Annotated in this window: 19 protein-coding genes and 1 other annotated feature (1 of these 20 cut by a window edge); of the genes, 5 read left to right on the top strand and 14 right to left on the bottom strand. The window is 31.7% G+C overall.

From position 1 onward, the window contains the following. The first annotated feature begins 88 nt into the window (after window positions 1-88). Window positions 89-325 (top strand): DUF4159 domain-containing protein, encoded by a 237-nt coding sequence (locus HY951_09115; protein MBI5540203.1) that lies wholly within the window; start codon window positions 89-91, stop codon window positions 323-325. A gap of 232 nt (window positions 326-557) precedes the next feature. Beyond that, window positions 558-5,144 (top strand): GNAT family N-acetyltransferase, encoded by a 4,587-nt coding sequence (locus HY951_09110; GenBank protein ID MBI5540202.1) that lies wholly within the window; start codon window positions 558-560, stop codon window positions 5,142-5,144. A gap of 210 nt (window positions 5,145-5,354) precedes the next feature. On the opposite strand, the gene HY951_09105 is transcribed toward HY951_09110, so the two are convergent. The 8 genes from HY951_09105 to HY951_09070 form a co-directional block, all read right to left on the bottom strand. Then, window positions 5,355-6,125: a hypothetical protein gene (locus HY951_09105; protein MBI5540201.1), complete on the bottom strand. Its 771-nt coding sequence runs from the start codon at window positions 6,123-6,125 to the stop codon at window positions 5,355-5,357. A 157-nt stretch (window positions 6,126-6,282) separates the two neighbouring features. Beyond that, window positions 6,283-7,296 carry a hypothetical protein gene (locus tag HY951_09100; protein MBI5540200.1) on the bottom strand — a complete coding sequence of 338 codons (1,014 nt, stop codon included), beginning with the start codon at window positions 7,294-7,296 and terminating at the stop codon, window positions 6,283-6,285. A 665-nt stretch (window positions 7,297-7,961) separates the two neighbouring features. Continuing rightward, window positions 7,962-9,125, bottom strand: coding sequence for an aminotransferase class V-fold PLP-dependent enzyme (locus HY951_09095; protein MBI5540199.1), 1,164 nt, complete (start codon window positions 9,123-9,125; stop codon window positions 7,962-7,964). An 11-nt stretch (window positions 9,126-9,136) separates the two neighbouring features. Next, window positions 9,137-10,429 (bottom strand): (Fe-S)-binding protein, encoded by a 1,293-nt coding sequence (locus HY951_09090; protein ID MBI5540198.1) that lies wholly within the window; start codon window positions 10,427-10,429, stop codon window positions 9,137-9,139. Between the two features lie 9 nt (window positions 10,430-10,438). Then, window positions 10,439-11,068, bottom strand: coding sequence for a hypothetical protein (locus HY951_09085; GenBank protein MBI5540197.1), 630 nt, complete (start codon window positions 11,066-11,068; stop codon window positions 10,439-10,441). Beyond that, the gene (locus tag HY951_09080; protein MBI5540196.1) at window positions 11,061-11,378 is read right to left on the bottom strand and encodes a TusE/DsrC/DsvC family sulfur relay protein; all 318 of its coding nucleotides are present in this window, start codon (window positions 11,376-11,378) and stop codon (window positions 11,061-11,063) included. Before HY951_09080 ends, HY951_09085 begins: the two co-directional genes overlap by 8 nt. Before the next feature lie 11 nt (window positions 11,379-11,389). Then, on the bottom strand, window positions 11,390-11,629 hold the full coding sequence (locus tag HY951_09075; protein ID MBI5540195.1) for a hypothetical protein: 240 nt from the start codon (window positions 11,627-11,629) through the stop codon (window positions 11,390-11,392). Between the two features lie 9 nt (window positions 11,630-11,638). After that, window positions 11,639-11,977 carry a hypothetical protein gene (locus HY951_09070; GenBank protein ID MBI5540194.1) on the bottom strand — a complete coding sequence of 113 codons (339 nt, stop codon included), beginning with the start codon at window positions 11,975-11,977 and terminating at the stop codon, window positions 11,639-11,641. 228 nt (window positions 11,978-12,205) lie between these two features. Here HY951_09070 and HY951_09065 point away from each other — a divergent pair, with 228 nt between their 5' ends. The 3 genes from HY951_09065 (at window position 12,206) to HY951_09055 (ending at window position 14,474) form a co-directional block, all read left to right on the top strand. Continuing rightward, entirely contained in the window at window positions 12,206-12,910 is a 705-nt protein-coding gene (locus tag HY951_09065) for a Crp/Fnr family transcriptional regulator (GenBank protein ID MBI5540193.1), read from the top strand. Between the two features lie 125 nt (window positions 12,911-13,035). Further along, window positions 13,036-13,581 carry an AraC family transcriptional regulator gene (locus HY951_09060; protein ID MBI5540192.1) on the top strand — a complete coding sequence of 182 codons (546 nt, stop codon included), beginning with the start codon at window positions 13,036-13,038 and terminating at the stop codon, window positions 13,579-13,581. 11 nt (window positions 13,582-13,592) lie between these two features. After that, complete coding sequence (locus tag HY951_09055; GenBank protein MBI5540191.1) at window positions 13,593-14,474, top strand: DUF1566 domain-containing protein; 882 nt, start codon at window positions 13,593-13,595, stop codon at window positions 14,472-14,474. Here the strand turns inward: HY951_09055 and HY951_09050 are convergent. From HY951_09050 to HY951_09025, 6 genes are all read right to left on the bottom strand, one after another. Further along, complete coding sequence (locus HY951_09050; protein MBI5540190.1) at window positions 14,461-16,266, bottom strand: (Fe-S)-binding protein; 1,806 nt, start codon at window positions 16,264-16,266, stop codon at window positions 14,461-14,463. The genes HY951_09055 and HY951_09050 overlap by 14 nt on opposite strands. Then, window positions 16,266-16,598, bottom strand: a complete 333-nt coding sequence (locus HY951_09045) for a 4Fe-4S dicluster domain-containing protein (GenBank protein MBI5540189.1) — start codon at window positions 16,596-16,598, stop codon at window positions 16,266-16,268. Before HY951_09045 ends, HY951_09050 begins: the two co-directional genes overlap by 1 nt. A 5-nt stretch (window positions 16,599-16,603) precedes the next feature. Then, window positions 16,604-17,647 (bottom strand): CoB--CoM heterodisulfide reductase iron-sulfur subunit A family protein, encoded by a 1,044-nt coding sequence (locus HY951_09040; GenBank protein MBI5540188.1) that lies wholly within the window; start codon window positions 17,645-17,647, stop codon window positions 16,604-16,606. Window positions 17,648-17,657: 10 nt separating this feature from the next. After that, window positions 17,658-18,725, bottom strand: a complete 1,068-nt coding sequence (locus HY951_09035; GenBank protein ID MBI5540187.1) for a heterodisulfide reductase subunit B — start codon at window positions 18,723-18,725, stop codon at window positions 17,658-17,660. Between the two features lie 85 nt (window positions 18,726-18,810). After that, on the bottom strand, window positions 18,811-19,512 hold the full coding sequence (locus HY951_09030) for a 4Fe-4S dicluster domain-containing protein (GenBank protein MBI5540186.1): 702 nt from the start codon (window positions 19,510-19,512) through the stop codon (window positions 18,811-18,813). A gap of 112 nt (window positions 19,513-19,624) precedes the next feature. After that, the gene (locus tag HY951_09025; protein ID MBI5540185.1) at window positions 19,625-21,472 is read right to left on the bottom strand and encodes a choice-of-anchor L domain-containing protein; all 1,848 of its coding nucleotides are present in this window, start codon (window positions 21,470-21,472) and stop codon (window positions 19,625-19,627) included. After that, window positions 21,453-21,485 (bottom strand) — a sequence feature (possible 23S ribosomal RNA but 16S or 23S rRNA prediction is too short) (it continues 31 nt past the right edge of the window). It overlaps the preceding gene by 20 nt.

Here is a 21,485-nt window from a genome sequence, read left to right as displayed (position 1 = left end):
AGCACCTACAACTCGATCAACGTCGAGGCGCTCGCCGCCGCCGCCGTTGACGGCCTCATCCGCCTGAGAGCTCCCTTTTTCTCAGGATATCTATCATCAGAAATTTGAATTTCCTAAAGGATTACCTAAAATTCACGAACATGATGGAGCAGCTGCGCAGGGTTTTGGCATTTTTCATGAAGGCAGATTAGTTTGCTTTTATAGCTACGAATGCGATCTGGGTGATGGCTGGGAAGATGCAGATGTTCATAAAGACTCTGAAGAAAAAAGAACTCTTGCACTTAAAATGGGAGCTAATTTAATCTCCTACGTTTTTCAACATTAAGCATTCTACCATTTGATTAGTATAACTTAGTATGCAACTTCGTCAGCCGCTCCGCCACGGCGGAGGAGGCGAAGCATATCGAGAAGTAATTGCATGTTAATCCATTTCTTTGTTTCATATCCACACTAAACAATTTTAAAAACTTACATATTTAAATATTTTTTCATCAAATTAGAAACATATTTATATTTTTAATTCTTATTTTGTGATAGTTTAAATTTTCAATGAATTTATGGAAACTAATTCAAAATTATTATACAATCTTATTTCAACATGGAGAGAAAATAAAGAAACTTTTAATCCTGAATTAGCCCTTGAAATTCTTACAGAAACGGAACAATATCTTTTAGAACAAACTGAAATTGTTGTATTAAAAAAGTTTTTGAATTATACTTCAACCAGCATTTATTTAAAATCGCTGGAAACTGATGAAAATAGAAATTTATGGGCTGAAACTGTTTTTAAAGTAATTCAGGCATCTGGTTACAATCTGCTCGACATGCTTGAATATCGTATAGAAACCGCACCTGATCATATTTATTTTCAGGATTACTCTTCTGATAAACCTCAGACATGGACTTATAAACAAGTTTTTTTACATACACGTGAAATTGCTGCCGCACTATGGAAAACAGCAGAAAACAATATACCAAGAGTTGCAATAATTTCCGACAATAGTTACGAATCCGCATGTTGTGATCTGGCATGTTTATTATACGACATTCCTGTAACACCATTAAATCCTCATTTTGACAACGAAATATTAGATCATATTTTTAAAACATTAGAAATAAATATTGTTTTAACCGATTCTGAAAACATTTACGAACGTTTAATTCAATTAAAAAACAATGCACAAATTGACATCACACTATATTTCATAAACAGTGAATCGGGTTCTGAAGATAACAATATTTCACATTTTGGCGAATTTTATAAAAGATTAAATGGTTTAGAAATTTCCGAGATACTTGTAGATCGTGTTAAACGTGACATTAAACAAGTTGCTACAGTAATGTTTACCTCAGGAAGTACAGGATTACCAAAAGGAGTATCTTTTTCTATGTACAATCTGGTAACAAAACGTTTTGCAAGAGCTGCTGCATTGCCCGATGTTGGTAACAACGAAGTATTACTTTGCTTTTTACCGCTTTATCATACATTCGGAAGATTTCTTGAAATGCTTGGAATGCTTTATTGGAAAGGCACATATACGTTCTGCGGAAATCCATCTACCGAAACATTAATAAAATATTTTCCTATTGTTAACCCAACAGGGTTTATTAGTATTCCGTTAAGATGGTCACAGATTCATGAACGAATTATTGAAAACTCTGAAAGAAATAAGAAAAGCATAATTGAAAGTTCAGATATAAAAGAGGTTGTTGGTGCAAGATTAAGATGGGGACTTTCAGCTGCAGGTTATTTAAGTCCTGATTCTTTTAAGTTCTTTGAAAAACATAATATAATGTTATGTAGTGGTTTTGGGATGACAGAAGCTACAGGAGGTATTACAATGACAAAGCCTGGACATTATACCGAAAACTCTGTTGGAAAGGCATTACCCGGTGTTTATTTAATGTTAAGTGAAAATAGCGAACTATTATTATCTGGACATTATATTGCTCATTATCTTGAAGAGGCTAATTTTGATAATGAAATAGAATATCCTCATGAATATGAATACAGATTAGGCACAGGCGATATCTTTAAATTATTACCCGACGAGCAATATCAGATTGTTGATAGAATAAAAGATATTTATAAAAATAACAAAGGGCAAACAGTTGCTCCAAGAGTAGTTGAACAAAAATTCGAAGGAGTTGCAGGAATTAATAGAACATTTTTAGTTGGTGATGGCAAACCATATAATGTTCTGTTTATTGTTCCGAATTTAAAAGAACCACTACTTCAAGTGTGTACAACAAAAGAAATGCTAAGAGATTACTTCAGGCAAATTGTTGAACTTTGTAATCAAAATCTTGCTCCATATGATCGTATAATTAATTTTGAAATTTTAGACAGAGATTTCTCTCATGAACTAAATGAATTAACCGCAAAAGACACTTTTAACAGAAAAAATATTTTAAAAAACTTTTCAGAAATAATTGACGGTTTATATAAAAATAATTTCGTAGAACTTTATTTCGAATCTCTTACTATTAAAATACCACACTGGTTTTATCGCGATTTACGTATTCTTGATGATGATATTTTTGTTGTTGATAATGGTTTAAAAAACAGAGCTAACTCTAAAATATTGTCAATTAAAAAACATGAAAGTTATTTACAGATTGGAAACTTAAACTACAGTTTAACTAATAATTATCTTGATCTTGGAATTATTGTCAGACAACCACTTTTATGGTGCGGCAATTATGAATTATCTTCATTTTACCCATGCAAAGAAGGTTGGGATATTTCTTTCGGAAATATTTCTATTGACGTTCATATAAGCAACCAAATATCTGCTAATTATAACATAAAAAACATTTCACAAGTAAAAGATAGCAGTCTTGCAAAAACTCATTATTTAACAATTAGTGCTTACAACGACGAAACGGATAAAGCCATTAATTCAATTAAAGAATTAGGCACAATGTTAGGCGATAACACTAAACGAATTGAAGATTTAATACGTAGAAAGCTTTTTGCTCTTTCAGAACATGATAATGAAGATATCCGTTGCTTAGCTTATCGTACCCTGTTATTAGATGAACCTGAAGAAAGTTACAATAATTTATTCGGATGGTTTATGAACTCGGGAAAGAATTTCTTAAATCATGAATCAATTGAAATCCTTGCATTCTCACAGCTTGAAAAACGTAGACTTGAGGCTTTACGTAAAAGAATGCATACTTATCGGAACAATCTTGAATTTCCTACTAGTAACATTATACATCAACAATTAAATAATGTTTTCGAACTACTCGTAAACTTTGTCTCGGTTCATCCAGAATACTATAATTCTGTTCGTGCAGAACTTTCTGCATGGATATTATTAAAGCATGACAACTATCTTAAAGAAATTGCAACAAAATACATAGAAGAACTTTATAAAGAATACGAAGGGAAACTTGAAAACCAAACTCTGAGATATTCTGATTCAGAAACCAGGTCAAAAATAATTTTCGATGAAGCTCTTGACAAAATTGAAACAGAGAAAATATTCAGTGTACTATCAGATAAAACTTTCTTAAAACAATCTATTTTACTTGCATTTGACCAGGCAACATTTTCGCTCGAAGATGTACCGGATAATGGCATATGGATTTATGCAATTCAATCGTCAAACAAATTTAAGAATTACCGATTAAGTATTAACACAACAACCAACAAGCATTTTGACTTATTGTTAATTCTTAGCGAAGATATTAATTCTGACGATTATCAACAATCTATTTACTGGCTATTATCAATGGCCGGGTATCCTTTCTATCCTAGAATACTGCCAAGAATAGGTTGCTGCCGTCCTGAATTAAAAGCATTAACAGTTGCATATAAAGGCGAATTAAATGTATGGAAAAGAATATGCCAGCTTGCCTTAATGCCTCCGGAAGAGGAAGCAATAAAAACAAGAAACAGATGGAGAAGACTTTTTGTTGAATCGTTTACCTTATTCTATAGAAGCTGGAGTAATAGTGGAAATAAAATAGTTCCTGCATTAATCAGCCCCTCAAATGTTGTGGTATCCGAGCTTGATTACCATGAAGGTGCAATTTTGCAGACTATGTCTGAGATAAAAGAATATCAGAATCCTCTCTCTCTTGTAAAACCAATGGTTCATAATTTTTACATTAAAACTGTAAATTGTTATCCCGAAACAAAAAAACAGCTCGACATCCGCTGGATATTTCATTCATGTTACGAAGCTCTTGAAAAAACTAATGCTGATAATTTTTTAAATGATTTGTTAAATTCATTCAAAACTGAAAATATTTTATGCCCTAATGGTGAAAATATGCATGAAATACTTTTGGAATACACAAGAATGAGGAAAGAGAAATTCAACCCATCATTGACTTTAATGACTGCTATTGATGAATACTGGGATTGGCAGAAACTGAATAAAAAAGCAACAGCAATTGCATGTGAACAAACAATAATTGAACTTCAACGACTATACAGATTATATTTACAACCAGAAATTTCAAGGTATTATTTATATAGGCAAACTTATTTTAAAAGAGCTGATGAACCTATCCGTTTAGCATTTGACAAATTATTGGATGCTTTGTTTTCAGATAACAATAAACCTGCTTTGCAGTGTATAGAGCTATCAGATTTACAGGAAGTATTAGTAGAAGAACATGACAAATTAATATTCAGTCGCCTTGTTTTTCCTGCATATAATGTTACAAAGAAAATGGAAATCCGGAAAATCGGATTAAAAGACAAAGAACAAACTGCCGTACACTCTGTTATATCAGATAAATTCGGATTAAATTACACATTCCGCCATCCCGACCAACCTCTAGAAATTGGAAATCTTTACAGATTATTTTATCTCGAAAATTATCCTAAAATAGCCTCAACACTTGACAGACATTATATTTTAATTGACAGTAACAATAAAATTGTTGGAGGTATCTGTTATAAGATAGTGGACAAAAATGTAGTTTTACTTGATGCCGTTCTTATAACATCACTCCTTAAAAACCGTGGAATAGGAACTGCAATGGTTGAAGATTTCTTTTGCAGAATGCAAAGTCTTAACTACAAAACTATAAAAACTCATTTGTATCAGAAAAGATTTTTCGAAAAACTTGGCTTTGGCACAGATAGCCGCTGGGGCGAAAGAGTTAAGTTTTTAAAGTAACAAAGATAATTAAACGTAGCTAGAACGGACAATAAAACAATGTTTTTTTAGAATCATTTTTATTACTTGAACAGTAACAGTTGAGTTTGGCAAGCATTTTCTTGCAATCCACCAAAGCAAATTGTCAAACCAATAAATACTTTAAATTGCACATCATTGTCATATTGTTACTACTGTCTGTTTGGGTTTAGCTGGTGTTAGCGACCAATTTTATTTATAGTTTAATGGTATAGTCAGACTTATTGAAACTAGGTATTGTCTTAAGTCAGTTATTTCTATATAATTATTTTTGCTTTGATAGATTCTTGCCATAATTAATAATTTATTCATTCTAAAAGGAATCTCAAACCCAAGATTAAAAACTAAACCAATATTATGACTTGTCTTTAATACTTTACTAATTTCATTATTGATGTAAAATGTTGTGTCATTTTTAAAATAATAACCTATAGGTGATAAGCTATCATTTACTTGTTTTAATTTAATTGTTTCTAATTGACCTTTATAATTAAAATTAAACGAATTGCTATAATATATTCCTAAACCTATAAATGTTTTAATTTTATTGCCAACAATAAATTCTGGAATTAAAGAAATATTTGCACCTAAGTTTGAAAAGTTAAAATTCCCGTTTTTAATATCTCTATTAATCTTAGTATCTAAAACACTATAAAATTTTAAGTTTTGAGTAATATAAAAATAATTAATATCAAGTTGAGCAATAAAATGCTTTCTTCGATTTGATTGTAAATTTAAATTTAAACCTATAAAAAAACCTTTGTTCTTGCTTATTGTATAATTAGTCAGATCATAATATTGATTTGATATATTGAAAATAGATTTTTTATAAAAAGGATAAAGTCCTCCTATATTTAGTCCAACACATAGCTTATCTCTATTCTTATATAGGACTGAGTCCTGTTGTCCAAAAGAAGATAGAGCAAAGATAAATACAAAAAATATTGTTAAATTTTTTCTCATTCGTTTAATTTATTAAAGGCTTGATAACGGTTTAAGCTACGGAACGACGTGCATTTACTTGCAGTCAGTGTCAAACCGTTAAATATTTTATTATTTGTTAATATTGTCAAGTTGCCCATGTCTGCTCGTTGTTATCGTAGGTGGTGTTAGCACACGTTTATTTAATTGTCTCATTACTCACACTTTTTATACTATCATTATTATATTCGCACTTTTGATATTCGTAGATAATATTTTTAACTTTACTCAAGCCTTTACCTACAGCAAAGCTTATTTTATAAGGATAATTGTCTTCTGTTGTAATCATAACATTATCATATTCCATATCATAAGGGTCAAGAAACATCATTACTTTTTTATCTTCAAAATCTGAAGTGAGCCAATTGTCTGAACTTTTAGCAGTTGTCCAAGCTGTAATTTTTGGTGAGTATTTAATGTTAATTGGATATTTTAAATAATTTATATAATAACAAAATAGTTCAAAATCGATATCACATGGAAATGTAATTATGGTTTTGGTGTTATTTATTTTCCAAATTTTGGAAATTGGTTTTATTTTATATTGTTGTAAATTGTCATAGGTTTTTGTAAAATCAATTACTACTTGCCGAATCAATGAGTAATTCGCATTTTCTATAATTATTATTTTATCGTTTACCTTCAATTGTTTGGGCATAACATATTTTGCTTTATATTCTACATTTGTTGGAACTTTATTAATGTTTGGATCAACAGTATTAACTGAAAACAAAGTAATTATAATAATGTAAATTATAAATGAAACCATTATAATTCCCATATTTATTGCTCCAATACCAAATGCTTTCCATGCAGAATAAAATTCGCCTTTATTTTCTTTATGCTTTTTTAGATCTTTTCCTTGCAGTCTATTTACTATTGCAAAAATAATTGCTGTATAAATAACTGGAATAACCACGTTTGGAATTTGATTAATAATATCTTCAGGGATTGAAAATAATCCTATAAATAGAAGTATTGTCGAAAGTATTCCAATATACAATGAATATTTGCCATATTTTGCATTGCCCAAATTAATAAAATTTCTTCTTACAAGAATTCCAGCAGCAATTGGTCCGCCAAAATATGTTGCGATGCCAATAGCTCTATTAGAATATAATTTTATTCCTTTTTCAGCTAAAGCCTCAGTCATGTTTTATTTTATAAATGTGTGCTAACACTAATATACCACCAACTAGTTAGCAGTATATTTATTATAATTATTTTAATATCCTATAAAAGTAATAAAATTAATAATTATCACAAAAAAATAATTTAAACATGCTCACGCTTGTTTGCGGCTAGTGTGTTACCATAACAGCATACTCAACATATTTTGCAAGCAAGTATTATAGATTAGTGGTTCATGTAGTTCTCGATAAACTCTCCGCCGCGGCGGACTAGCATCTTAGAGTAGTATTAAGTAAAATCGTTTGCTACTTCGTCCGCTGCGACAGAGGACTAGAATTGCTAAGCAGTAAAGTTAAACCTTGTTGCTACTTCGAGTGCGTAGCGTATCGAGAAGTAATAGTTATGTAGTTTCTGTTGTTCTCGATAAACTCTCCGCCGCGGCGGAGGACAAGCATCCTAGAGTAGTATTAAGTAAAATCGTTTGCTACTTCGTCCGCTGCTGCGGAAGACTAGCATTGCGGAGTTGGAAAGTTAAACCTTTTGCTTCTTCGAGTGCGTAGCGTATCGAGAAGTAATGGTTATGTAGTTCTCGATAAACTCTCCGCCGCTCCGCCGCGGCGGAGGACTAGCATTTTGACTAGTATAACTCTCAATAAACTTAACAAGTAACAACGAAAAGCAGCAATACTATCTTAATCCTGCAATTTCTTTTATTGCTTCAATAGCTTTATCAATATGATCTTCGGTATTAAAAGGTCCTATACTCAATCTTACTGTTCCGTGCATTTTATCAGTACCTATTGTTTCGTGAACTTTTGGTGCGCATTGCAATCCTGTTCTGCATGCAATATTATAATCAACATCTAACATTGTGCCTACATCACCCGATTCAAAGCCCTTTACATTCAGGCTTAAAACAGGATTTTTATTTTCTTTATCCAATGCACAATATGTTGTTACCTTGTCAATTTCATGAACACCTCTTCTGAGCTTATCCCATAGTCGCATTTCTTCGGAATGAATTTTCTCAATTCCCTGTTCCTTTATCCACCTTACACCTGCATTTAATCCTGCAACACCTAGTAAATTCAGAGTACCACATTCAAGTCTGTAAGGAAACTCATCAAGGTGAGTTAACTGTGCAGAACGAACTCCCGTGCCACCAAAACGTGTATATCTTACCGGAACATCTTTCATAACATAAGATCCACCAATTCCTGTTGGTCCCATTAAACATTTATGTCCGGTAAAAATATAAGCATCAATATTCATTTTCTGCATGTCAACATTTACAGCACCTGCACTCTGACTTCCGTCAACAACAAAATATACACCTGCTTCCTTGCATATTTTTCCTATTTCTGTAACAGGTTGCACAGTACCTAATACATTTGAACAATGATTAACAATAACAAATTTAGTATTGGGTTTTATTGCAGCTTTTATATCCAGTGGATCAACATAACCTGTTAATTTATTAAAAGGAACATATGTTGTTTCAATTAAACCTGATTGAGTCATATGATATAACGGGCGCAAAACAGAATTATGCTCTAGCATAGTTGTTACAACATGATCGCCTTTTTCTGCCAAACCCTGCATTATCATATTTAATGAATCGCTGGCATTATAACTAAATGTTAACCTGTTAAAATCGCCATCACCGTTAAACAATTCTGTTAACATTTTTCTTGTTTCAGTAACCATCTCTTCAGTTTCAATTGCTGCATCAAATCCGGTTCTGCCAGGGCTTACACCTTTGGTTCTGTAAAATTCATTCATAAAATCATACACAAAATCAGGCTTCGGAAATGAAGTTGCAGAATTGTCAAGATAAATAAGTTTTTCCATTTTGTTATTTTTTAATCAGATATTATTGCATCGGCAACAATTTCGGCTATTGTTTTTATTTGTACGTTTAATTTATAATATGAATTTAGCTGCATAAGCTGGTCAACACAATTATGACATGGCGTTACAACAATTTTAGCATTTGTATTTCTTATTTGTATTGCTTTTCTTTCGCCTATCTTCATTCGCCTTTCATTATATTCACTCATAGCAAGTTGCCCACCTCCTCCTCCACAACAATAATTATCAATTCCATTTGGAGTCATTTCAACAAAATCTGTAACAACTTGCTCAAGAATATATCTTTGCTCTTTAAAAACACCACCATTTCTCACCAAATTACAAGGATCGTGAAGTGTTACTTTTTGAGTCAGCTTTGTTTTATCAACTTTTATCCTGCCTGTTCTAATATATTCTGCAATTAATTCAACAGAGGTATTAGTATCAAAATCAAAAGATTGTTTTAAATAATTTGGAGCCTCCCAACGAAATGCTCTTGAGCCATGACCACATTCGGCGAGTATTAATTCCTTGGCGTCAATATTTTTCACTTCATCAAATAATCTGTTGGCAATTATGGTTGCTTCTTTTACATTTCCGGTAAAAAAACCATAATTCGTAACATCATACATTTTAGTTGAGATAGTCCAGCTTTCCTTGGCTGCATAAAAAATCTTTGCCATTGCCGAGATTGACAAAGGGAAAAATTTAGGTTCTCTGGGATTTAAAGTATATAAAATATTTACATTACTATCATTCAAAGGAATTCTTGCGTTTTCATCATTCATTTCATCCTTCAATTCATCCTCAAGCCATTTTATTGTATCAACAAACTCTTCGGTTGTAATTCCCATATTATTTCCCGAATTAATCGATGCATCAACTGTTGACTGAATTGTGGCAGGAATCATTCCCATCTGCGCAAGCATAATTCTTCCGGTTCTTACAAGAAATGCGATATCAATACCTATTGAGCAATGCAGATTACATCTGCCGCACATTGTACATGCACCAAAAAAAAGATCAACCATTTCTTTGGTATTTTCCTCATTAAGATCTTTTGCATTTACTAAAAAAGGAATATTTTTTCCAATAAAAGTGAAATATCGTTTATATAAAGAAGAAATTAAATCAACTTTTTTTGCCGGAACATAATATGGGTGCTTAAATGTTAAGTAGTAAACACAACTCTCGGCACATAACCCGCAATGAACACAGCTGTTTAAATTCGTTAAAAGTTTACTGTCCTGAAAATTCTCAAGAACTGCAATACCTCTATTTATTGTTTCTGTTGTTACCGACATACAAATGATTTAATTTTGCGGAGGCCAAACACCTCTTTTTCCATAGAACAATCCTAAATGATATCTGGCTGCAAAAAAATATATAGTATGTTTTAATTTACCAACTGGCAAATACAGAAACAAAGTACCAGATATAACAAAATATAACGAGTTTGGTACAAATAAATATATAATAGTTGCAAACTGAAATAATGTAACTATAACATTAGAAATATAATCATCAGCATTTGACAATGATCTTAATTCTGTTTTAACTATTCTCTTTATTAATATAAACAAACCACTATTCCCTGATAATAATAAAACAACGGATATAAATATTTTAAGAATATGATTATATTCCGGTTCAAATAAATTAATTAAGAATAATGCTAATGACAAAAATGTTCCCACATGAAATAACATTCCTGCAATATATGTAGGCAAATGCAAATATGCCGATTCCTTTTTTGCAGGACTCATACCACCTGTATAAGAATATTTTACAGCAGAATTTACATTGCCTTTTGTTTTAGAGTAATCGGTAGGCTTTCCCAGAATTACTAATCTAATCAGAGTATAAATGCAGAATGCTAAACATAATGCAAATAATATTTCTGAAATTGTAATATACCAATTCATGTATATTATACTAAACACATCCATCTGGTTTAGGCAATCCGGCTACACGACAAGCACCACGCGCAGGTCCTAAAGGAAATAACTCATAAATTTCGCGAAGCTTTACACCTGTCTCCTGGCAAATACTTCTGATCATTGGAGCATTACCTTTTTCTTCGAAATTCTTTCTGATATATTTTACAATTACCCAATGTTTATCCGACATTTCTTCGATGCCATCGTATTTTGCAAAAAGTTTTGCAACTTCATCATTCCATATTTCAGGTGTTGATAAGAATCCATCTCCATCAACTTCAAAAGCTTTCCCTTCAATTTCAAGTAGTGCCATGTTATTTTATTTTAGTTATTTTCTAATTTATCAAGTATTTCGTCAATTTTTAATTTTGTGTCGGGCATAACAAAATCAGGACATAGGTTTAGTTCATTTTTTGTCTGAAACCTTTTGCAACTATGCCAATACCCTGTATCAGATTTGCAGAATTTAGAAATATAAAACAATTTCTTTTTTTCACTGCCAGAAAATCCCTCAATTGTAACAACCTGACAACCTTTATAATTTGGACAAATTTTATTCTGCATAATTAACAATTATGGGCAACAACAAAAAATACTATCTCTTAAGTTTAATTCCTTCAGATAATTTGTTATGGTATTTGTAATAATTATTTCATTTGAATGAACTATATTAATTCCATTATCGTTCAGAGCTTTGCCAACTTCCTTATCAATACCTTTTAAAACAATTGCAGTAACAGAAAAACTCTTAAAATAATCAACTATTAATTTTCTATCATTTATTAGTTTCAAATCAAAATACTCCTCATTAACAATTGCATTTTTATCAACCTGAAAAAATCTGATCATTTTTGCCGTAATCAGCTCATCGGCAACATGAATCATATTATTTGTAGGAATAGCTATTTTCATTTATTTGTATATTTTAAATAATTTTAAATACTAAACGAAGTTAATTCCTTTATATATCAAGGAAAAATAATAGTACGTGATAGTTGTCTTAACCAGTTTGTGATATTAACTAAGATGGTTTTGTGATAAAATCATTGGATTAAATGTGACCTACATCACATTTTTTATGTCTATAATACTTAAAAGGCTGATTTTTATTTGTATTTTTGCTTTTCAAAAAAATTAAGAATGTTAAAAACATTTGATGATTTAAATAAAAGCAGTTGCAGTGATTGCGTTGACATGTCATGCGCAGTCTCATTACTTAATAAAGCCCAGTACACACTTTTAAGTAACAATAGTCTGGAATCTGAAATTAAAAAAGGTGAAATTATAATTCGGTCTGATTCACTTATTTCAAATATTGTTTATTTAAAAACCGGTTATGTTAAAGAGTTTGTAATTGATCAAAATAAGGAAACCAGAATAATTCAGATTTTAAGAAACCACACATATTTAGGATTACACTCATTATTCGGTGATAAAATAAATCATTACTCATATGCTGCTCTCGAAGATCTTAAGGTTTGTTATATCGATATAAATATTTTCAAACAACTGATTAAATCTAATGGTAGCTTTGCTTACCAGATTTTAAGAGATATCGGCAAAGAAAACATTTATAATTATTATAGATTTATAGCCAACAGCAAAAACAATATCGACGGCAGATTTGCAAATATCCTTTTATATTTATCCGAGAAAATTTACGAAAAAAATAAATTCGAATTACAACTATCCCGTCAGGAACTTGCCGATTTAATAGGTATATCAAGGGAAAGCACAACAAGAATAATTACAAAATTTAAAAAAGACGGTATTATAAACGTATCAAGAAATAGTATTGAATTAGTTAAAATCGAACTACTACAAAGAATCAGCAAAAACGGTTAACAACTACCTGATTTAGTTTACAATATAAATTTTTCTTGGATTTACTGTTAAAATAATTTAAGTTTGTTCTACTTTCGGCTATTTGAGTGAATAATAATATAACTGATATAATTTATATTAAAAACATGGTTTGTAATTGCTGCGCTAAAGTTATCAGCCAGGAATTTACAAAACATGAGATATTTGTTATTTCAATGGAATTAGGTAAAGCAACTATAAATTACAATCCTGAAAAAGTAGATTCAAAATTCATAAGAAGATTATTGGCAGATAATGGCTTTGATTTAGTTTCAGATCGCGACCAGATATTAGTAGAACAAATTAAAAGTACAATTATTGAACTTGTTCATTATTCAAATAACGTAAACTCAATTATCAGAAAATCTGATTATCTGATTGAAAAAATGAATATGAGCTACCAGAATATTTCCAAGCTTTTTTCAAAACATGAAAGAATTACACTCGAAAAGTTTATTATACTACATAAAATTGAGCGTTGCAAAGAACTGGTGTTTCAAAAAGAATATACCTTAAGTGAGATTGCCTATATGATGGATTTTAGCAGCGTTCAACATCTTTCAAATACTTTCAGAAAAATTACCGGATTAACAGTTACCGATTATAAAAAAGATGGTAAACTACTAAAGAAACCATTGGATAAATTATATTAATAACAAAAGTAATGAAAACAGTATTTATAACCACAACTATAATCGGATTTTTTTTATTCTCAATAATTAGCTGTAAAAAATCAGAAACTAATGACACGATAATCAAAATTCCTATATTAACTACAATTACCGTCAGTGATAGCACAGATAGTATTTCTAAATGCGGTGGTATTATAATGAATAATGATATCCCGGTAATAACATCTAAAGGTGTGTGTTGGAGTACTCAACAAAGTCCTACAATAAATGATAACAAAACAAATAATGGAATTGGTAGTGTAAATTTCACATCTATTATGACAGGATTATCTTTTGGAACAACATATTATGTACGGGCATATGCGACAAATAGCGAAGGTACCGGATATGGAGAAATTATTAAGTTTTCTAAAGGAATTGGCAAAGAATTTCAGGGGGGTAAAATTGCATATTTCTTTCAACCGGGTGACCCAGGTTATATTGCAGGGCAAAATCATGGATTAATTGTCGCAACAGAAAACATATATATTCCTATTCAAGGTAACCCGGGTTTATTTTTATTTACATGGCATGGTCTAGCTTACTTAGATATTATTACTTCTTACGAATTAGGCACTGGATTAACTAATACTAACACTATTGTATCAACTCTCGGTCTTTCGGGAAACTATGCAGCTAAAGTATGTTACAGTCTTGTTTTAAATGGATATAGTGACTGGTATTTACCAAGCCGCGATGAATTATATATTTTATATAAAAATAAGAATACTATAAACTCTGATCTAAGATTTGACTGTTGGTCATCCACTCAGAAAGATTCTATTTACGCTTGGAAAATTAATTTTGAAACAGGAAAATTCGCTTCATGGTCAGCACACACTGAACTTTGCGTAAGAGCAATTAGAAATTTTTAATATTAACGGCCTCTGCAAGCACTTCTGCAATATCTTTAACTTCTACTTGCTTTGCAGTTTTCTTTTCATTACAAGCTTGTGCAAAAGCTTTTTTACATAATGGGCAAGAGGTAATAAGTTTATCTGGATTTGATAAGCACAATTGCTCAGCAGCATTTGCAGCCATTAATTCTTTGTCATCAAAACCAGCAGGTAGATTAGCTAAGCTATTACCACAACATAGTGCCATGTTTTTTTCGGATTCTGTTTTAGTAAGAACTGATATTTTACCAAGAAGTTCACGTGGCTGATTATAAATTCCAGAGCCTCTTCCTAAATCGCATGGATCATGGTAAACTGCAGAGAAGTTCAAATTAACCGGTTTTAATTTACCTATATTTACAAGTTCATTCAAATATTCTGTATGATGTTGGATTTTTATATTGAGTTTGTAATCTTCTTTAAAAATCTTATAGCATATTGGACATGAAGTAACCAATAATTTAGCTCCGCTATTTGCAATTAATTCTCTGTTTTTATCAGCAAGTATATTAGCATCCTTTTCCTTTCCGGAAAGCTGTAATGGTCTTCCACAACAAATACTTGCATCTTCATCCATAAACCAGAAATTAATTTCTGCCTTTTTTAACAAAGCAATCATTGATTTCTTGATTGTTGGAGTTAAATGAGTCATACAACCTGCAAAATATATAACATCAGCCTTCTTTGATATGTGTTTTGTTTCTTCAAGATAGCCAAATTCGGCACCTTTCTCATCAAAAAGCTCATTACGCTTTACTCTTCTTATTGCATTTACACCAATACCCACAGGACATACCTCCTGGCAGCGACCACACATAAGGCAATCGGTTAATCCCTGTTTTCCCTTTTTATTAAAGCGAACAGACTGCAAAAAATAAGCTGGCAACATTTTATTGCGCTGTGTTGCAGTATAAACCTGACAAGCATCTAAACAAATACCACAGCGGGAACAAGATTGAACTTCAACTCTTGAAAAACCTGTATATTTTTTTTCTGTCTTAAATCCTGCTTTTCTAAGAATAATTAAAACCATTTCGGTTGGAATGTGCATATACCTGCTGTATGGCAACATAACAAAGAACACACCTAGAGCTATTGAATATGCCCACCATGTAGGATAAGCCAATTGATTAACAGGTAAAAAAGTTACTAAGAAATCACCTAGATTTCCTGTTAAAAATCCACCATTATGGTATTGTGCAGAAGTAAAACTTTCTGCTAAAAGTCTTAATGGAAAAATACACCAAAGTGATGTTAGTGCTAATCTGTCAACCAATTTTAGTTTGGTTGTATGCTTCATTCCAAACATTCTTTTGTATAATCTTTTTGCCATTGCTAACACAAGACCCGATAAAATATACAAAAGAATAAAATCCATTATAAACTTAAAACCACTTGCAAAAGGAAATCCATCAATATTATGACTAAAGAATTTAAAGAATATAGGCTCGTAAAACATATTAAATGCATTATGATTATGCAATTTTGATTCTATAGTTCCACCTAAAATTAAAAGGAACCAACCAAATGCAAAACTGCTATGCATATATCCTAAGACAGGATTAATTCTAAAAATTCTTCTATGTAACAATACTTCCATAAATATTTCTTTCACAATTGAAAATAATTTCAGACTGAAAATTGTTTTCAATATTTGTATACGCTCTGATTTATCATGTAAGAAAACCCAACGGAAATATTTCCACAAAATAAGTATAATGACTATTACTAATCCAATACTAAAAGGCAGAACAAAAGGATCGTAACTCATTATTTATTTGAATAAAGAAATTTTCTGGTTTGAAAAATTATATTTCTTGTGTTTACTCCTTTCGGGCAAGCCAACGAACATTTACCACAAAGCATACACTTTTTAATTTCATTAGCTATATGAACCTTCTCACCCCTCCTAACATAAAGCATAATTTTATGCAAATCGAATTGAGTAAACTGACCGGCTGTGCAAGTAGCAGAACATGTTCCACATCCTATACATAATGAAATTGACGGTTCAACACGTTTTAAAAAATAAAATAAAGTACGATCATTTGAATCGTAATTAATTTGTCTGTCTTCCTGTATTTTATATCCAAAATCAGCCATGTCGTTTAATTATTCCTTGATTGAATAGTATATAAATTCAGATAACAGGCAATCTCAGCAGCAGCTGCTCTTGCATCGTTAATAGTATTTGTAATTGTTCTGGGCGAAGTTGTAGTACCAGCTACAAAAACACCTTTCTTATTTGTAACATTTGTTAATGTATGCTCATCCGCAACTTCAATAAACCCATTGGAGTTAGTACTAAGCTTTAAAATGTCTGCAATCTCCTTAGTACCTTTACTTGGTTCGAATCCTACCATTAAAACTAATAAATCCACAGTCATTTTTAGCGGACGACCAACTAAAGTATCTTCAACCTTTACAAGCAACGATCCATCTAATGTCTCATTTGCTTCTGATAATCTTCCACGGATAAATGTTACACCATATTTTTCCTGAGCCTCGTTGTATAACTCCTCGAATTTCGCACCATACATTCTAAGATCCATGTAAAAACAGTATGTTTCACAATCAGGAAGGTGTTCACGAATTTCAGTTGCCTGCTTTACTGCTGTAACACAACACACTTTTGAACAATAAACATTTCCTACTTTTCTGTCACGAGATCCAACACAATGCACAAATCCTATTCTTTTTGGAATTTTTCCCTGTTTATTCAATATCGGTTTTCCGCTTAAAAACATTGTTTCGAGTTCTGCCGATGTAATAACATTATCATAAATACCATAACCATACTCTTCTTTTCTGCGGGCATCAAACAAATCGTATCCTGTAGTAACAAGTAAGGCGTCACATTCAAATATCTCATTATTATGATTTGTTACAAAATACTTTCCATTTTCTTCATTAATTCCTGTAATATTAGTATTTGTGTAAACTTTAATTTTTTCGTCCATCCCTTTTTTAAGAAATGTTAAAACCTCGCTACCTAAACGCTTTGTAGGGAAAAGCCTTTCCCAGTTTAAAAGGTGACCACCAAGTTTATCATCTTTTTCGAATAATGTAACATTAAATCCCATAGCAGAAAGGTAAGCTGAAGCTTCCATTCCTGCTATTCCACCGCCTATTACTATTACGCTTTTACTCATTAATAATATTTTAATCTTTTAGTACTGATGGTTTCTCTGGCACACCTAAATATTTTCCATTCTTACCTAAATACTTTGCAGTAGGATCATATTTAATTCCCATTTTATTTAAAATTGGTTCGCAAGAAATCTGATGTACCTGCAAGCCAATATCCCATGGGTCATATCCTAATACCATTCCGGCAACTTCTTCAAAAGTAAAAACAGGAATTCCCTGTCCGTTTTTACCATATGTTTTACCATTCATTTCACTTATTGCATACTGCCATTTATCAAGAAACATTGGACAACCAGGGCAATTTGTTATTATCATATCAGGTTCATAAGGTTCCATAGATTCGAATTTTTTATGCGAACAACCTACAGAATAACCTCTGTTTGCCTGAATAAGATATTGTCTGAAACCAAAACCACAACAATGACGCCTCTCAGGATAATCAATAACTTCGCCTCCCCACTCTTCAACCATTCCAATTAACACATAAGGAAATTCAGCACCTCCAACTCCTTTTGCGGGAAACATTTTTGAATAATGACATCCTATATGTTCTACCACTTTTAGAGGTTTGCCGGTTTCAACATTCACTAATTTATATTTTGCTTTTGCAGCAATTTCATTTCTGAATTTAAAAATAACATCGCTAGCATGTGCAACATTTTTGGGAATATTAAATTCTCGTCCGGTAGCCTTTCTTAAATGTTCACGAACTCTTGCTAGCACATCGGGGAAATGATGCCATGTTTCGAGCACTTCTGAATATAAACCGAATGAAGTAACACATGAAGGAACCAGATTTTCATATCCTGCTTCTGTCATTAATGCAAACTGACGGGCAATTACTGTCATTGCAGTATCAAAGGGAACCACATCTCCATGATAACCAATACCAGTACAGGTTGTATGACAAGGATGTTCGTAAATATCTTTATGTAATTCGTCTTTTAATATTCTTAAAAATGTTGTTTCTGCACCCGGAAAAAAGTTCTGCCTCACACAACTCCTTACATAAAAATATTTATCACTGGCTATTTCTTTTTGATAATCTTTCCAGATATTTTGTTTTCCGGTTAACTCCATTTTTTTATTTAGGATTTAGGATATACGATTTTGGATTTAAGAATTAGGATTTAAATTTTGTTATTTGTTTATTGAAAATTGATATTTAATGTTTATTGTTATTTGTTGTATAAATATGTTTAACATAGTCGCTATTTATATCTGTTCCTACTTCTAACCCCATTTCCCTGGCTTTAGCCTTAGAAAACTCTTCTATTTTATTAAATCTTTCGGTTCCTCCCGTAACATCAAAGATTCTGCGTAATTCATCAAGTGATTCTTCGGGAATTTTTCTTAGTATTCCCGGACCTTCCACTTTATAGTTTCCACCTAACCTATCAAACACATCAACCCAGTTTTTTTGTTTCCAATCCCATATTGGACCTTGCTCAGGATGAAGTCCGGTTCCAACACCTTCAAGATACAAACAATAACCATGTTTTAACGTCCACTCACCTACGGTTCTTTTTATAGCTAATTGTTGACGCCCTTTTTCGGATTCAACAAAAAAACCTAAATCCTGAGAAAGGGATCTTAATGCCATAATTATTAATCCGGGTACATTTTCTCTCGGACATCTAGTTTTACACGACATACATTCACCGCAATACCATATTGAATCTGATTTTAATAATTCTTCAATTGCATCATTATTTTTTGTCTGAACTGTATCAACAATAATTCGCGGATCATAATTATAGAACTCTGATGCAGCACATATTGCCGTGCATGTGCCACAATTAATACAAGCATTTAAGCCTTCTTCAAAACGTACATCTTTTTTTAATAATTCGTAGTACGAACTCATTTTATTAGTCTACCAATTTAGTAGACAAAAGTAAGTATCTTTTAAATATTTTGAAAGTACTATAAGACTCTAAAAATATGTTATTCAACCAATATTACATGTAGAAAATAGTTTATTTAACCATAAATCTTACTACATCATAATCATTACTACTACTAATCTTAAGCTGATAAAGTCCTTTAGAAAGGTTCTTCATATTAATCGGATTGTTACCAGATAAATTATTATTACTAATATTCTGATAATAAACAGTTTTTCCGCTTGTATTAATAATCTGAATTAACAAATCATTATTATTTTCAGATTTATAATCAATATAAAAATTACCATCATTTGGATTAGGAAATAATTCGATTTTAGATGCGATATAATTGTTAGTAACATTTAACAGAACACTAATAGTCTGATAAGAAGTATCTGAACCACAAGAATTCTGAACAACTTGCATAACAGTATAATTTCCCTGCGACAAATAAGAGAAAACAGGATTCTGTTCAAAACTATAATTTCCATTTCCAAAATCCCAGTACCATGAAGTTCCGTTTAATGATTGGTCATTAAAAGTAACTACTCCCTGACCATTATCAGAAAAACCGAAACCGGCTATGGCAGGATTTAAAACTGTTACATTTACAGTATCTGTTTTACTACAACCCAATGAATCAGAAATCTGAACTGTATATAATGTACTATTTGTTGGGGAAACAAATATTGAATCATTTGTAGAAGTTGTATTCCATAAATACGAATAGCCACCCCATGCAGTTAACAAAACTGATTGACCTTCACAAATTGTTTTATCAGCAACAGCCGCTGCATTATAAATACCATTATCTGAAATATTAAACGAAATATCCTGCGTTCCGTATGACGAAACCCAGACACGTAGGATGACATTTTCACTACCTTCGATCAACCCATCTGATATTGGGTTAATTGTTAAAGTTGCAGAGCTACTGCCAGCCGGAATAACAACATATGATGGAAGATAATTATAATCTACACCATTTGTAGCAGTACCATCAATAGTAAAGCGTATTGTATCATTTGTTGTGGCATCATTATATATTTCAAACAAAAATGTTCCTGAGCCACAACTCTCAATAATACTATTATTTCCGGGAGATGAATTTACTGCCTGGAGTCTTACTGCGTTAGAGAAAAAACTATAGGCTTCCAGAAAAACACCTGAATCGTAAGCACCATCACCAATATCGCTTACAGCAAATTTCATATGATATGTAGTAAAAGGAACAACATCAACAGTAGCATTAATAGGTGTTGTAAACCCATCAAAACAAATTGTTGAACCAGAGTTTGCAACATAATAATTAGAATTAGCAAGCGAAGTACAACCGGATGTAGTACCATAAGAGCCGGGCGTACCAGGGTTTACAGAATTTATCATGACAGGAAGAGTTGTTCCGGGAATTAATGCAACATTTTCGTTTAAATAATTTCCACCGCTTGGTTTCTGACCTGTAACAAAGAACCCAAATACATCATTAAAGTTAGAACAAACATATTCTGGGTACTCTTCTGAACCAAAAATATATCTAAAATTAACAGGAGTTGTAAATGGAGTAAAATCAAATTCAAGTACAGTTGCATCGTAAGATGTATATCCACCTGACAAAGCATCAAGCAAAGGATCACCTGCACCACCCAGTGAATTACTAATAAAGTAAGAATTAGAATTAGGAACACTGGCAATACCACCAGTAGACATGATTACTCCATTAGACATTCCAAGATTAGTCGATGATCCATTTTGAAATGTTCCTGCACAATTTAATGGTGACGTAACTGAAACATTAGCCAATGTCATGCCTCCCCATACAATATTATTGGCTAATTGCGTTGGAGTTTGATTTGCATTTACAACAAGCTGTGAGCGAACTTCAGTTATTTTGCATAAAAAACAAAATATAAAAACTGCAATAATTAAGAAATTCTTCATAGTATTTTTTTTA

The organism is Bacteroidia bacterium, from assembly GCA_016218155.1.
Taxonomy (GTDB): Bacteria; Bacteroidota; Bacteroidia; order Bacteroidales; family GWA2-32-17; genus GWA2-32-17.
This window is presented reverse-complemented; position numbering and strand designations above follow the sequence as displayed.

What these genes read in the sequence shown, in the direction of transcription:
- HY951_09110 (MBI5540202.1), top strand. Translation starts at nt 558, where the DNA reads ATGGAAACTAATTCAAAATTATTATACAATCTTATTTCAACATGGAGA.
- HY951_09105 (MBI5540201.1), bottom strand. Translation starts at nt 6,125, where the DNA reads ATGAGAAAAAATTTAACAATATTTTTTGTATTTATCTTTGCTCTATCT.
- HY951_09100 (MBI5540200.1), bottom strand. Translation starts at nt 7,296, where the DNA reads ATGACTGAGGCTTTAGCTGAAAAAGGAATAAAATTATATTCTAATAGA.
- HY951_09095 (MBI5540199.1), bottom strand. Translation starts at nt 9,125, where the DNA reads ATGGAAAAACTTATTTATCTTGACAATTCTGCAACTTCATTTCCGAAG.
- HY951_09090 (MBI5540198.1), bottom strand. Translation starts at nt 10,429, where the DNA reads ATGTCGGTAACAACAGAAACAATAAATAGAGGTATTGCAGTTCTTGAG.
- HY951_09080 (MBI5540196.1), bottom strand. Translation starts at nt 11,378, where the DNA reads ATGGCACTACTTGAAATTGAAGGGAAAGCTTTTGAAGTTGATGGAGAT.
- HY951_09075 (MBI5540195.1), bottom strand. Translation starts at nt 11,629, where the DNA reads ATGCAGAATAAAATTTGTCCAAATTATAAAGGTTGTCAGGTTGTTACA.
- HY951_09070 (MBI5540194.1), bottom strand. Translation starts at nt 11,977, where the DNA reads ATGAAAATAGCTATTCCTACAAATAATATGATTCATGTTGCCGATGAG.
- HY951_09065 (MBI5540193.1), top strand. Translation starts at nt 12,206, where the DNA reads ATGTTAAAAACATTTGATGATTTAAATAAAAGCAGTTGCAGTGATTGC.
- HY951_09060 (MBI5540192.1), top strand. Translation starts at nt 13,036, where the DNA reads ATGGTTTGTAATTGCTGCGCTAAAGTTATCAGCCAGGAATTTACAAAA.
- HY951_09055 (MBI5540191.1), top strand. Translation starts at nt 13,593, where the DNA reads ATGAAAACAGTATTTATAACCACAACTATAATCGGATTTTTTTTATTC.
- HY951_09050 (MBI5540190.1), bottom strand. Translation starts at nt 16,266, where the DNA reads ATGAGTTACGATCCTTTTGTTCTGCCTTTTAGTATTGGATTAGTAATA.
- HY951_09045 (MBI5540189.1), bottom strand. Translation starts at nt 16,598, where the DNA reads ATGGCTGATTTTGGATATAAAATACAGGAAGACAGACAAATTAATTAC.
- HY951_09040 (MBI5540188.1), bottom strand. Translation starts at nt 17,647, where the DNA reads ATGAGTAAAAGCGTAATAGTAATAGGCGGTGGAATAGCAGGAATGGAA.
- HY951_09035 (MBI5540187.1), bottom strand. Translation starts at nt 18,725, where the DNA reads ATGGAGTTAACCGGAAAACAAAATATCTGGAAAGATTATCAAAAAGAA.
- HY951_09030 (MBI5540186.1), bottom strand. Translation starts at nt 19,512, where the DNA reads ATGAGTTCGTACTACGAATTATTAAAAAAAGATGTACGTTTTGAAGAA.
- HY951_09025 (MBI5540185.1), bottom strand. Translation starts at nt 21,472, where the DNA reads ATGAAGAATTTCTTAATTATTGCAGTTTTTATATTTTGTTTTTTATGC.